Source organism: Collinsella aerofaciens (assembly GCF_040926265.1).
GTDB classification, from domain to species: domain Bacteria; phylum Actinomycetota; class Coriobacteriia; order Coriobacteriales; family Coriobacteriaceae; genus Collinsella; species Collinsella aerofaciens_BB.
The window spans coordinates 12,491-24,516 of the sequence record NZ_JBCOIL010000015.1; the positions used below are offsets into that span (position 1 = coordinate 12,491).

Below are 12,026 nucleotides of genomic sequence, written 5' to 3' on the forward strand. Positions count from 1 at the left end.
GCAGGCTTTTGCATCCTAGTATGACATGCAAAAGTCTGCATGAAAAGGCCTCATGCAAAACTCTGCATGAGGCCTTATACGGACGTTTAGTTTTGAAGGGTGTTTTACAGCACTAAAATCCCTAGGTGCTCCAGCAAAATCTTGAGGCCGATGAGGATGAGCACAACGCCGCCCACGATGGTGGCGGGCTTTTCGTAGCGCGCGCCAAAGATGCGGCCAATCGCCACGCCGGCAACGGAGAAGATGAAGGTCGTGATGCCTATGAGCGACACGGCGGGAACGATGTCGACGGAAAGCGCGGCGAACGAGATACCCACGGCCAGGGCGTCAATCGAGGTGGCGATGGCGAGGATCAGGTACTCGCCCAGGTCAATCTTTTCGGCATCCTTGCCGTCGCCTTCATCCTCGTCTTCGGTAAAGGCCTCCCACAACATTTTGCCGCCGATAAAGGCGAGCAGGATAAAGGCGATCCAATGGTCGATGGGTCCGATGATGCCCATGAATTGACTGCCGAGCGCCCATCCGATTACGGGCATGCCGGCCTGAAAGCCGCCAAAGAACAGGCCGAGCACCACGGCAACTTTAAGGTTGATCTTCTTCATGCCAAGGCCCTTGCAGATGGAAACGGCAAAGGCGTCCATCGAAAGGCCAACGGCGAGCAACACGAGCTCTGCGAGTCCCATAGTCTGGCTCCCTCTCTGCGGGCGGGCCCGCGTGTACCTTTTGGGGGAGTAACAAAAAGACCCGTGGCGTACGCGTTGCGCGCACAACCACGAGTCTCGTTCATTAAGGCAAGCCAGGCCGCATCGGCCAGTATGTTGACTTGCCGCGCCACCGGAGGCGAAACCGGCCACGCGACTACTCCCTCATTTATGCGAATCCCGATGCTACCACATAAGCAGCTCATTTGGATTGGGGCTCTCAGCTGTGTTCGCTCATTCTGTAAGCATCGGATTTTGCGGGCGTCACAGGGGCAAACCGTGAGAAACTTATTGACGTTTATGGAGCGTATACGATGGGAGCGATGCCTTGGATAAGAACGAGCTGCAAAAGCGTATGGAACAGGCCATTCGCCTGACGGCACCTGGCCAGCCGATCCGCACCGCCCTCGACATGATCATTGCCGGTCACCTGGGTGCCCTTATCTGCGTCGGCGACACCGAAAACGTGCTTGCTGCCGGTAACGACGGCTTCCCGCTCAACATTTCGTTTACCTCGAACCGCCTGTTCGAGCTTTCCAAGATGGACGGCGCCATCGTTATCGATGGCGACCTCACCCAGATCCTGCGCGCCAACTTCCACCTCAATCCCGATCCCTCGCTCGCCACGAGTGAGACGGGCATGCGTCACCGTACTGCCGCTCGCATGTCGGTGCTCACCGATGCCATCGTGATCTCGGTTTCGGCTCGTCGCGCCGTCGTCAACGTGTACGTCCACGGCAAGAGCTACGAGATCCAGCCCGTCACCACCATCATGAGCTCGGTCAACCAGCTCGTCGCCACGCTCCAGACTACCCGTCAGTCGCTCGATCGCTCCCTGCTGCGCCTGACGGCCCTCGAGCTCGACGACTACGTCACGCTCGCCGACATCACCGGCATTTTCTCGAGTTTCGAGATCATGCAACAGGCAAAGACCGAGCTTAAGGATTGCATCGTCAAGCTGGGTAACCAGGGCAAGCTCGTGCAGATGCAGCTTGAGCAGCTCGCGGGCTCCAGCATGGATACCGAATACGACTTGATGATCCGCGACTACGCAAGCGATTCCTCTGAGGCCAACGCCGAGAAGATTCGCGCCGAGCTGAGTCGCATGACGCCTAAGGACCTGTCTGACCCGCAGCACGTGGCGGCAGTTCTGGGCTATGACGACCTGGACGAGGACTCCGTCATGACGCCGCTGGGCCTGCGCACGCTTTCGCGCGTGTCCGTCGTGCGCGACGGCGTGGCCGAGAAGATCGTCGACGAGTATGGCTCGCTGCAGGAGCTCATGGACGACATCAGCGAGGATCCGGAGCGCTTGGGCGACTTTGGCGTCAACAACCCTGCCATTCTTGCGGACTCGCTGTACCGCATGAAGGGCACCAAACAGGGGAACGCATAATGGCGCCCGTATGCGCTGTGGTCGTTGCCGGCGGCAGCGGCCAGCGCTTTGGAAATCCCGGCGGCAAGCAGCTCGTTAACGTGGCGGGCCGTCCGCTCATGAGCTGGTCCATCCGCGCGTTCGATCGTAGCGACAAGGTCGGCCACATCGTGGTGGTGTGTCCTGCCGAGCGCCGTGCCGAGATGCGCCGCCTGGCCATCGACCCGTTTGACTATGACACGCCCATCAGCTTTGCCGATGCCGGCGATACCCGTCAGGATTCCACTCGTGCCGGCGTGCATGCGGTTCCGGCGGGTTTCGAATATGTCGCCATCCACGATGGCGCTCGTCCGCTCATTACGACCGAGGCCATCGACCACGCTATCGACGTGCTCATGGGTGACCGCTCGCTCGACGGTGTCGTGTGCGGTCAGCCCGCGATCGACACGCTCAAGATCGTCGACGGCGATAATATCGTCGAGACGCCGCCGCGTGAGCTCTATTGGGCCGCGCAGACGCCGCAGATCTTTAGCGTCGATGCTATGAAGCGCGCCCACGCTGCAGCCATTGCCGAGGGCTTTATCGGCACCGATGATTCGTCGCTGGTCGAGCGCATGGGTGGGCGCGTCCGCTGCGTCCAGAGCCCGCGCGATAACCTTAAGGTGACGGTGCCCGAGGACTTGCGTCCCGTAACCGCGATTCTGCTTGGCCGCATGGCCGAGGGAGAGGACCTTCCCCATGTTCAGTAACCTGCGCATTGGCCATGGCTACGACGTCCACCGTCTGGTGGAGGGGCGTCGATGTATCATCGGCGGTGTCGACATTCCCTACGAGCGCGGCCTGCTGGGCCACTCGGATGCCGATGTGCTCGCGCACGCCTTGGCCGACGCCATTCTGGGCGCCTGCCGCGGGGGAGACATCGGCAAGCTATTCCCCGACACCGATCCCGCCTACGAGGGTGCCGATTCGATGGTGCTGCTTGCCCGCGTGATGGACTATGCGCGCGAGCTGGGCTTTGAGTTTGTCGATGCCGATTGCACCATTGCCTGTCAGCAACCCAAGATCACCCCGCACCGCGATGCCATGCGCGCCAACCTCGCCCATGCCCTGGGCGTCGATGTCGAAAACGTGGGCGTCGCCGCCACTACGACCGAAAGGCTCGGTTGGGAAGGCCAGGGCGAGGGAATCGGCGCCTGGGCCGTCTGCCTGCTACAGAAAACCGTTAAGGAGTAACGAATGCGTATCTACAACAGCGCTACCCATAAAAAGGAAGAGCTCCAGCCCATCGAGTCCGGCAAGGTCCGCATGTACGTGTGCGGCCCCACGGTCTACGACAACATCCACATCGGCAATGCCCGCACGTTCATCAGCTTTGACGTGATTCGCCGCTGGCTCATCGCGAGCGGCTACGAGGTCACGTTCGCCCAGAACCTCACCGATGTCGACGACAAGATCATCAAGCGCGCCAACGAGCAGGGCCGTACGGCCGCCGAGGTCGCGACGGAGTTCTCCGACAAGTTCATCGGCGTTATGCGCGCCGCCAACGTGCTCGATCCCGATGTGCGCCCCCGCGCCACCAAGGAGATCGGCCCCATGATCGCCATGATCAAGACGCTTATCGAGCAGGGCCACGCTTACGCCGCCGATAACGGCGATGTGTACTTTGCCGTGCGCAGCGATCCCAACTATGGTCAGGTCTCGGGCCGCAACATCGACGACCTTATGGTTGGCGCGCGCATCGAGGAGAACGAGGACAAGAACGATCCGCTCGACTTTGCCCTGTGGAAGGCCGCCAAGCCCGGCGAGCCCAGCTGGCCGAGTCCCTGGGGCGAGGGCCGTCCCGGTTGGCACACCGAGTGCGCCGCCATGGTGCATCGCTACCTGGGCACTCCGATCGACATCCACGGCGGCGGCTCCGACCTTGCCTTCCCGCATCACGAGAACGAGTGCGCCCAGGCCACCTGCGCCTGGCACCAGGGCTTCTCCAACACCTGGATGCACACGGGCATGCTGCTGGTAGACGGCGAGAAGATGTCCAAGTCTCTCGGCAACTTCTTTACGCTGGCCGAGGTCCTCGAGCAGCACTCCGCTGCCGCCCTGCGTCTGCTGATGCTGCAGACGAGCTATCGCTCGCCGCTCGACTTTTCTTGGGAGCGCCTGGAGGGTGCCGAGAACTCGCTCACGCGTATCGCCGGTACGGTCGAGAATCTGCGCTGGGCCGCGAACCATGCGACGACCGATGCCGATGAGGCAGCATCCGAGGCGTTTGCCGCCAAGGCCGCCGAGACTCGTGCCACCTTTAAGGAGTGCATGGACGACGACTTTAACACCGCTGGTGCCATGGGTGCCGTCTTTGGCTTTGTGACCGAGTGCAACCAGTATTTGGAGCAGGCGGGCGACGCTGCCGACAAGGCTGCCGCGCTTGCCGCCGCCGACACGCTGGCCGAGCTGCTCGATACGCTTGGCGTTGAGCTCCCCGAGCCCAAGGTCGAGCTGCCGCTGGGTCTGCTGGGCGTTGCCGCCGGTCTGGTTGCCTACACGGGCGACGACGTGGACGAGGCCGCTGCCAAGATTCTCGAGGCTCGTGCCGAGGCCCGTGCCGCCAAGAACTGGGATCTGGCAGACGCCATCCGCGATCAGCTCAAGGACTTGGGCCTGACGATTGAAGATACTGCCGCGGGTACTCGTATTAAGAGTCTCTAGTATTTGTCGACCGTTCGAGGTGCGGCAGATTGCCTTGAAAGAGGAGGGCATAGACCTGGTGGTCATGCCCGACGATTGAAAGGCAAGGTGCCGTGGCTCGGACGGTCGATTCTTGTTCGTTATCTATTTAAGGAGGTCGCTTTATGGCCGACAATCGCAAGCGTGCGCCTCGTGGCGGCAAGCAGGCTGCTTCTGGCTCGCGTCCGATTCGCCGCAACGACCGCGCTGCCGCTCCCAAGGGCCAGCGCGAGCGCTCACAGGCTGCTCGTCCGCAGCGCGAGCGTAGCCGCGATAACGTCCAGGTTCCCAAGGGCGAGTTTATCGAAGGTCGCCGTGCTGCCGCCGAGGCGCTGCGCACTGGTTTTCCCATCAAGTGCGCGCTCATTGCCGAGGGCGGGGAGCGCGATGCCGCCTTGTCGCGCCTGGTCGATGACCTCAACGCCGCGGGTGTCCGCATTAAGTACGTGCCACGCGCACAACTCGATGCGCTATCGAGCCACGGCGCTCACCAGGGCGTTGCGCTCGAGGTTGGCAACTTCCCTTACGCCGATGTCGCCGACATTCTCGACCGCGCGGGTGACGGACCGGCGCTCGTCGTCGTGCTCGACCATGTGACCGACGACGGCAACTTTGGCGCCATCGTGCGCTCCGCCGAGGTTGTGGGCGCGGCCGGCGTCATCATCGCCAACAAGCGTGCCGCCGGCGTGACCGTGGGCAGCTACAAGACTTCAGCCGGCGCCGTCATGCATCTGCCTATCGCACAGGTGCCCAACATCGCCCGTGCGCTCGATGGTCTTAAGGCCGCTGGCTTTTGGGTGGGCGGTGCCTCCGAGCACGCCGAAGGTAGTTGCTGGGATGCTCCCTTCGAGGGCCGCGTGGCGCTCGTCATGGGCTCCGAGGGCGACGGCATCTCGCGCCTGGTGCTCGAGAAATGCGACTTTTTGACCAAGCTTCCCCAGCGCGGCATGACCGAGAGCCTCAATGTTGCCCAGGCGACCACGGCGCTGTGCTTTGAGTGGCTGCGCCGCAACGCTGGCGAGCTCATGGGGGAGGAGTAGCGCATGTCCAAAAAGAACCGTGCCAAGTCCAAGGCCAAGCGCTTTGGCGAGGGCTCGGCCAAGCCGATTGTTTCGGCCGCGACCTATGGCGTGGGCGGCAATGCGTTTGCGCAGGCCATCGCCGACCCGGTCTCGACGGTGCACTCCAACAAGCCCGAGCTGCTGGTGGTCGACGGCTACAACGTGATCCACTGCACGCCGCGCTACGAAAAGCTCGTGTACGACCATTCCGACGATCCGTATTCCAGCGACGTTCACGATATGGCGCGCACCGCCCTCATCAACGACGTCGCCGCCTTTGCCCAGGGCCGTTACGAGGCCGTAATCGTGTTTGACGGTGCGGGCAATATCTCCAGCGAGCGCCCCAACCTACCGGCCCGCGGCGTGCGCATTGAGTTTTCGCCGACGGGTGTTTCGGCCGATACCGTGGTGCAGAAGCTCTGCATCGAGGCACGTGAGGAAGGTCGCGCGTGCTCCGTGGTATCGAGCGACGGCACGATCCAGGCCGTCGTCATGGGCAAGGGCGTCACGCGCATCTCGAGTCGTATGCTGGTGGACGAGATCAAACAGATCGATAACGACGTTCACGAGGCAGAGGAAGCTCCGCAGATCAAGATGACTCTGGGCAGCCGCCTGAGCCCCGATGCCCTGGCCAAGCTCAAGGCCCTGCGCGGAAGGTAGGTAGACCTTCAATGGGGGCTACTTTCTCGATTGACCAACCAACTGGTTTGTAATCAGTGGGTTGCAGGTCGGCCTCGCCAAAACGAATAGTTTTTGGTTCTGGCGAACAGATAAAACTATTCGCTCTGACGAAGGGTTTTGAGATGTGGTCGGTCAAAGGGTCTGTTGCGCCTCGTCCGCAATTCCTTTATTCTTAACAGGCTTCGCGCGAAAGCGCCAAGTGTGCCAGTGTGGCGCAACGGTAGCGCAACTGATTTGTAATCAGTGGGTTGCAGGTTCGATTCCTGTCACTGGCTCCATGAGAGTTTCGGGTTCTGTTCCCTTGTGGGACAGGGCCCGTTTCTATTTATGTCGATAAGTCAGCGTGTTTGGCGCCAACCAAGCTTCCGGTTTGTCTCGATTTGTAACACGAAGAAGCTGAAAACCGTTCTTACTGTTACAGAATGAGACGTAAGCGGAGGTCTCTGCGTAATATCTCGACCTGTAAAAGATAGGGGAGAAAGTGCTCTCTAAATGTTACAGATCGAGACAAAGGTCGGACCGGTCCCAGTCATCCTGGTCGAGCGAGGATATTCGGACGCACGAGGGTGGAAAATCTTCCGCTTAGTGAATGAGCGTGGATAATCTGCCACTTTGGATTCGATGGCACGGCAAAGTGGAAGATTATCCACGCTCGATTTCAAACGGAAGAAAATCCACGCTCGATTTTGCCTGGGAAGAGCAATCTTCTATCTGGGAAGCCCCGATCTCGACCTATATATAGGTGCAAATAAGCTGGTATCGAAGTTCGATACTAAAGGTGTACTCCACTACAGCAAAGTGTTACCTCGGGAAACGTCACCTCAGTATCCAAAACCACCGTCCTTCATATCCAAACTCAATAAAACCGCAGGTCACGGCTGTATAGATACGCCCGGGGCCGTGTATCTAGAGGTTTTCGTTGACAGCCCACAAGGTTGCATCGTATTATCTTTTTCGTTCGCGGGGGCGGCGGTCCAAAAGACCAAAGAACCTGCGGATACTTGAACGATTGGGAGTTTGCCCGAGTGGTTAATGGGGACGGGCTGTAAACCCGTTGGCTCTGCCTACATAGGTTCGAATCCTATAGCTCCCACCCGTCAAGTGCCTGTATAGCTCAGTCGGTAGAGCACTTCGTTGGTAACGAAGAGGTCACCAGTTCAAGTCTGGTTGCAGGCTCCATCCGGCGGTGTAGCTCAGTTGGTTAGAGCACACGGTTCATACCCGTGGCGTCACTGGTTCGAATCCAGTCACCGCTACCATAGGTAACACGGTGGCTTCTCAATAGTATGTTGAGAGGCCACTATGGTATAAAGGCAAAGTCCCGTCCGGGGACGACCTGTTAAGAGGAGGGCTTTATGGCCAAAGAGAAGTTTGAGCGCACTAAGCCGCATGTTAACATCGGCACCATTGGTCACGTCGACCACGGCAAGACCACGCTGACCGCTGCCATCACCAAGGTTCTCTCCGAGACCGAGGGCTGCAAGGCTGACTTTACTGCGTTCGAGAACATCGACAAGGCTCCCGAGGAGCGCGAGCGCGGCATTACGATTTCCGTCTCCCACGTTGAGTACGAGACCGCTGCCCGTCACTACGCTCACGTTGACTGCCCGGGCCACGCTGACTACGTCAAGAACATGATCTCCGGCGCTGCTCAGATGGACGGCGCTATCCTGGTCATCGCTGCTACCGACGGCCCCATGGCTCAGACCCGCGAGCACATCCTGCTCGCCCGTCAGGTCGGCGTTCCCTACATCGTCGTCTTCCTGAACAAGTGCGACATGGTCGACGATGACGAGCTCATCGACCTCGTCGAGATGGAGACCCGTGAGCTCCTCTCCGAGTACGATTTCCCCGGCGACGACATCCCCGTCATCCGTGGTTCCGCTCTGGGCGCTCTCGAGGGCGACGCCAAGTGGATGGACGCCATTCGCGAGCTCATGAAGGCCGTCGACGAGTACATCCCGACGCCTGCTCGTAACAACGACCTCCCGTTCCTGATGGCCGTTGAGGACGTTATGACCATCTCCGGCCGTGGTACCGTTGCTACTGGCCGTGTCGAGCGCGGTGAGCTCAAGCTCAACGAGCCCGTCGAGATCGTCGGCATCAAGGATACCCAGAACACCGTCGTTACCGGTATCGAGATGTTCCGTAAGTCCATGGACTTCTGCGAGGCTGGCGACAACGTCGGTCTGCTGCTCCGCGGCATCAAGCGTGAGGACATCGAGCGCGGCCAGGTTCTCTGCAAGCCCGGTTCGGTTACCCCGCACACCAAGTTCACTGGCGAGATCTACGTTCTGACCAAGGAGGAGGGCGGCCGTCACACCCCGTTCTTCGATGGTTATCGTCCTCAGTTCTACTTCCGTACCACCGACGTTACCGGTACGGTCAAGCTCCCCGAGGGCACCGAGATGGCTATGCCTGGTGACCACATCACCATCGAGGGCGACCTCATCCACCCGATCGCCATGGAGGAGGGCCTGCGCTTCGCTATCCGCGAGGGTGGCCACACCGTCGGTTCGGGCATCGTCTCCACGATCATTGAGTAAATTAGCTCTTTGATATAGCTGACTTAGAGAACCCGGCACTTATATGGGTGCCGGGTTCTTTTCTGCAATGGATATTGAGCCGTTGCTGGTGTCGAGAGGATCGATAATGGTCCTGGATGCACCGTCGATTAGCTCTCGATGGCTTCATTGATGTGTTCCAAATATGAATGGATCCACCGAGAACCAATTGACTCGAGGTTTTCATTGACAGCACTTACGTGGAGCTGATAAAGTAACAACTCGTGCCCGTACGGGGCGGAAATGAAAGGTTCAGGATACATGCGTACTCTAGTTACTCTTGCGTGCACTGAGTGCAAGCGCCGCAACTATACGACCACCAAGAACAAGTCGACCATGCCTGATCGTATGGAGATCAAGAAGTATTGCCCTTGGTGCCGTCACCACACGCTGCACAAAGAGACTCGCTAGTCTCTAGTCACATACGCCAGTAGTTCAATTGGTAGAGCATCGGTCTCCAAAACCGAGTGTTGAGGGTTCGAGTCCTTCCTGGCGTGCCAGTCATTATTCCGTAAGCTCCCACTTGGGGGCTTACGGTTTACTCATGTATAAGCGCATTGCGCGGAGGTAACCCAAATGGCCAACAAGAAGAACAAGAAGAAGGCTCAGCAGCCGGCACCTGCCAACAAAGCTGCCGCCAACTCCAAGGTTGAGGCCAAGAAGGCCGTTGCCAAGAAGAACGAGAAGGCTGCGAAGTCCAAGAAGAACGAGAAGCCTGGTTTCTTCGCCCGCACCAAGAAGTATTTCGCTTCGGTCAAGTCCGAGATGAAGCGTGTCACGTGGCCCGATAAGAAGGAGCTCGTGAACTACTCGGTTGTTGTTTGCGCTTCTCTGATCGTCGTCGGCGTCGTCATCGCTCTGCTCGATGCTGGCTTTGGCGAGGCTCTTGCTCTGTTCTCTGGATTGAGGGGCTAAACCATGTCTAAGCGTTGGTACGTCGTTCACACTTACTCTGGATACGAGAACCGCGTTAAGTCCGATCTCGAGCATCGCATCGAGACTATGGGCATGCAGGACCGTATCTTTGATATCGAGATTCCTATGGAGCGCGTCACCGAGATTAAAGAGGGTGGCAAGCGTGAGACCAAGGATTCCAAGATCTTCCCGGGTTATGTCCTGGTCCGCATGGAGATGGATGACGATGCTTGGACGTGTGTTCGTAACACGCCTGGCGTCACCGGTTTCCTAGGCGGCAACGGCAAGCCCGCTCCGCTTTCCCGCGACGAGTACAACAAGATGACTCGTCGTCCCGGTAAGGGCGATTCGCCCAAGCGCACCTCGGTTGATATTGAGGTCGGTACGTCCGTCCGCGTCACCGATGGCCCGCTTACCGACTTTGATGGCAAGGTCTCCGAGGTTAACACCGAGACTGGCAAGCTCAAGGTCACGCTGATGATCTTTGGCCGCGAGACGCCGGTCGAGCTCGACTTTAACCAGGTCGCTGTCATCGCTTAAGTTTTCGTCCGTTCGCGCGAGCGTGCTTCTTCTGTGACTGCTCATCTCAGGAGTGCTTCTAACACGTGCGTGCTTACGATATAGCAAGTACTTCACACTCGTGATTCGAAAGGAATGACCATGGCTGAGAAGAAGGTTGCCAACGTCATTAAGCTCCAGATTCCTGCTGGTGCAGCAAACCCCGCTCCTCCCGTCGGCCCCGCCCTGGGCGCTGCTGGCGTGAACATCATGCAGTTCTGCCAGGCCTTTAACGCCGAGACGCAGGACAAGAAGGGTGACATCATCCCCGTTGAGATCTCTGTCTACGAGGACAAGTCCTTCTCCTTCATCACCAAGACCCCGCCGGCGGCTCACCTTATCAAGAAGGAGCTGAACCTCAAGTCTGGTTCCGCTAAGCCCCAGGCTGACAAGGTTGGTCAGCTCTCCCAGGAGCAGCTCACCAAGATCGCCGAGATCAAGATGCCGGACCTCAATGCCAACGACATTGACGCCGCCAAGAAGATCATCGCCGGTACCGCCCGTTCCATGGGCGTCACCATCGCTGAGTAGCGATTTCTTATGGTAACGGCGGGTGCTCCGACCGGGGCGCCCGTTAAATGTGTGCAATAGGGCACACGATACGATGTGGGAGGGCTCACGCCCGTTTAACCACAGGAGGTAATGCACATGGCTAAGCATGGTAAGAGCTATAACGCCGCTGCCGAGAAGATCGACCGCGCCACGCTCTACACCCCCCTTCAGGCTGCCAAGCTCATCAAGGAGCTCGACACCGCCAAGTTCGACGAGACCGTCGAGGCTCACTTCCGTCTGGGCATCGATACTCGTAAGGCTGACCAGAACATCCGTGGTTCCATCTCCCTGCCCCACGGCACCGGCAAGACCGTTCGTGTTGCCGTCTTCGCCGAGGGCGAGAAGGCCCGTGAGGCTGAGGCTGCCGGCGCAGACATCATCGGTTCCGACGAGCTCGTCGCCCAGATTCAGAAGGGCGAGATCAACTTCGACGCCGCTATCGCTACGCCGAACATGATGGCCAAGGTTGGCCGCATCGGTAAGATCCTTGGTCCCCGTGGTCTCATGCCGAACCCCAAGCTCGGCACCGTGACCATGGACGTCGCCAAGATGGTCTCCGAGCTCAAGGCTGGCCGCGTTGAGTACCGCGCCGACCGCTACGGCATCTGCCACGTGCCCCTGGGCAAGAAGTCCTTCTCTGAGCAGCAGCTCGTCGAGAACTACGCTGCCCTGTACACCGAGATTCTGCGCGTCAAGCCCTCTTCTGCTAAGGGCAAGTACGTCAAGTCCATCTCCGTGTCTTCCACCATGGGCCCTGGCGTCAAGGTCGATCCCGCTGTCCAGCGTGACTTCCTGGCTGAGTAACTGCTAGTTACTGCCTGAGTACAGCAAGCATTGCTAAAGAAACCCGGTTCTGCCTTGTGCAGGACCGGGTTTCTTGCTATCGCGTCAAAACTAC

The 12,026-nt window shown here is 59.2% G+C and carries 13 protein-coding genes and 5 tRNA genes; 17 read left to right on the forward strand and 1 reads right to left on the reverse strand.

Annotated elements, in window-relative coordinates:
• Positions 1–104: 104 nt before the first annotated feature.
• On the reverse strand, positions 105–683 hold the full coding sequence (locus tag AB5767_RS05755; protein WP_368132455.1) for a manganese efflux pump MntP: 579 nt from the start codon (positions 681–683) through the stop codon (positions 105–107).
• Positions 684–1,056: 373 nt separating this feature from the next.
• On the opposite strand from AB5767_RS05755, the gene disA reads away from it, so the two are divergent.
• From disA to rplA, 17 genes are all read left to right on the forward strand, one after another.
• Complete coding sequence (disA, locus tag AB5767_RS05760) at positions 1,057–2,097, forward strand: DNA integrity scanning diadenylate cyclase DisA (RefSeq protein ID WP_369796797.1); 1,041 nt, start codon at positions 1,057–1,059, stop codon at positions 2,095–2,097.
• On the forward strand, positions 2,097–2,825 hold the full coding sequence (ispD, locus tag AB5767_RS05765; protein ID WP_138374748.1) for a 2-C-methyl-D-erythritol 4-phosphate cytidylyltransferase: 729 nt from the start codon (positions 2,097–2,099) through the stop codon (positions 2,823–2,825). The genes disA and ispD overlap by 1 nt, the downstream gene beginning before the upstream one ends.
• Complete coding sequence (ispF, locus tag AB5767_RS05770; RefSeq protein WP_138374749.1) at positions 2,815–3,309, forward strand: 2-C-methyl-D-erythritol 2,4-cyclodiphosphate synthase; 495 nt, start codon at positions 2,815–2,817, stop codon at positions 3,307–3,309. The genes ispD and ispF overlap by 11 nt, the downstream gene beginning before the upstream one ends.
• Positions 3,310–3,312: 3 nt before the next feature.
• Entirely contained in the window at positions 3,313–4,779 is a 1,467-nt protein-coding gene (gene cysS, locus AB5767_RS05775; protein WP_368132119.1) for a cysteine--tRNA ligase, read from the forward strand.
• A 143-nt stretch (positions 4,780–4,922) separates the two neighbouring features.
• On the forward strand, positions 4,923–5,837 hold the full coding sequence (rlmB, locus tag AB5767_RS05780; protein WP_368132120.1) for a 23S rRNA (guanosine(2251)-2'-O)-methyltransferase RlmB: 915 nt from the start codon (positions 4,923–4,925) through the stop codon (positions 5,835–5,837).
• Between the two features lie 3 nt (positions 5,838–5,840).
• A complete protein-coding gene (locus AB5767_RS05785; RefSeq protein WP_006234978.1) occupies positions 5,841–6,518 on the forward strand; it encodes an NYN domain-containing protein in 678 nt (225 codons plus the stop codon).
• A gap of 224 nt (positions 6,519–6,742) precedes the next feature.
• Positions 6,743–6,817, forward strand: a tRNA-Thr gene (locus AB5767_RS05790).
• Between the two features lie 733 nt (positions 6,818–7,550).
• Positions 7,551–7,632 (forward strand) — tRNA-Tyr (locus tag AB5767_RS05795).
• A gap of 10 nt (positions 7,633–7,642) precedes the next feature.
• Positions 7,643–7,718 (forward strand) — tRNA-Thr (locus tag AB5767_RS05800).
• A gap of 3 nt (positions 7,719–7,721) precedes the next feature.
• Positions 7,722–7,798 (forward strand) — tRNA-Met (locus AB5767_RS05805).
• A gap of 96 nt (positions 7,799–7,894) precedes the next feature.
• Positions 7,895–9,085, forward strand: coding sequence for an elongation factor Tu (tuf, locus tag AB5767_RS05810; protein ID WP_035137538.1), 1,191 nt, complete (start codon positions 7,895–7,897; stop codon positions 9,083–9,085).
• Positions 9,086–9,364: 279 nt separating this feature from the next.
• Positions 9,365–9,514, forward strand: a complete 150-nt coding sequence (rpmG, locus tag AB5767_RS05815; protein WP_022093895.1) for a 50S ribosomal protein L33 — start codon at positions 9,365–9,367, stop codon at positions 9,512–9,514.
• Positions 9,515–9,527: 13 nt separating this feature from the next.
• Positions 9,528–9,603, forward strand: a tRNA-Trp gene (locus AB5767_RS05820).
• Positions 9,604–9,679: 76 nt separating this feature from the next.
• Positions 9,680–10,018, forward strand: coding sequence for a preprotein translocase subunit SecE (gene secE / locus AB5767_RS05825; protein WP_035137537.1), 339 nt, complete (start codon positions 9,680–9,682; stop codon positions 10,016–10,018).
• Between the two features lie 3 nt (positions 10,019–10,021).
• Complete coding sequence (gene nusG / locus AB5767_RS05830; protein WP_368132121.1) at positions 10,022–10,558, forward strand: transcription termination/antitermination protein NusG; 537 nt, start codon at positions 10,022–10,024, stop codon at positions 10,556–10,558.
• 120 nt (positions 10,559–10,678) lie between these two features.
• Positions 10,679–11,107, forward strand: a complete 429-nt coding sequence (gene rplK / locus AB5767_RS05835) for a 50S ribosomal protein L11 (RefSeq protein WP_022093893.1) — start codon at positions 10,679–10,681, stop codon at positions 11,105–11,107.
• 117 nt (positions 11,108–11,224) lie between these two features.
• Complete coding sequence (rplA, locus tag AB5767_RS05840) at positions 11,225–11,932, forward strand: 50S ribosomal protein L1 (RefSeq protein WP_022093892.1); 708 nt, start codon at positions 11,225–11,227, stop codon at positions 11,930–11,932.
• Positions 11,933–12,026 lie beyond the last annotated feature (94 nt).

What these genes read in the sequence shown, in the direction of transcription:
- AB5767_RS05755 (WP_368132455.1), bottom strand. Translation starts at nt 683, where the DNA reads ATGGGACTCGCAGAGCTCGTGTTGCTCGCCGTTGGCCTTTCGATGGAC.
- disA (WP_369796797.1), top strand. Translation starts at nt 1,057, where the DNA reads ATGGAACAGGCCATTCGCCTGACGGCACCTGGCCAGCCGATCCGCACC.
- ispD (WP_138374748.1), top strand. Translation starts at nt 2,097, where the DNA reads ATGGCGCCCGTATGCGCTGTGGTCGTTGCCGGCGGCAGCGGCCAGCGC.
- ispF (WP_138374749.1), top strand. Translation starts at nt 2,815, where the DNA reads ATGTTCAGTAACCTGCGCATTGGCCATGGCTACGACGTCCACCGTCTG.
- cysS (WP_368132119.1), top strand. Translation starts at nt 3,313, where the DNA reads ATGCGTATCTACAACAGCGCTACCCATAAAAAGGAAGAGCTCCAGCCC.
- rlmB (WP_368132120.1), top strand. Translation starts at nt 4,923, where the DNA reads ATGGCCGACAATCGCAAGCGTGCGCCTCGTGGCGGCAAGCAGGCTGCT.
- AB5767_RS05785 (WP_006234978.1), top strand. Translation starts at nt 5,841, where the DNA reads ATGTCCAAAAAGAACCGTGCCAAGTCCAAGGCCAAGCGCTTTGGCGAG.
- tuf (WP_035137538.1), top strand. Translation starts at nt 7,895, where the DNA reads ATGGCCAAAGAGAAGTTTGAGCGCACTAAGCCGCATGTTAACATCGGC.
- rpmG (WP_022093895.1), top strand. Translation starts at nt 9,365, where the DNA reads ATGCGTACTCTAGTTACTCTTGCGTGCACTGAGTGCAAGCGCCGCAAC.
- secE (WP_035137537.1), top strand. Translation starts at nt 9,680, where the DNA reads ATGGCCAACAAGAAGAACAAGAAGAAGGCTCAGCAGCCGGCACCTGCC.
- nusG (WP_368132121.1), top strand. Translation starts at nt 10,022, where the DNA reads ATGTCTAAGCGTTGGTACGTCGTTCACACTTACTCTGGATACGAGAAC.
- rplK (WP_022093893.1), top strand. Translation starts at nt 10,679, where the DNA reads ATGGCTGAGAAGAAGGTTGCCAACGTCATTAAGCTCCAGATTCCTGCT.
- rplA (WP_022093892.1), top strand. Translation starts at nt 11,225, where the DNA reads ATGGCTAAGCATGGTAAGAGCTATAACGCCGCTGCCGAGAAGATCGAC.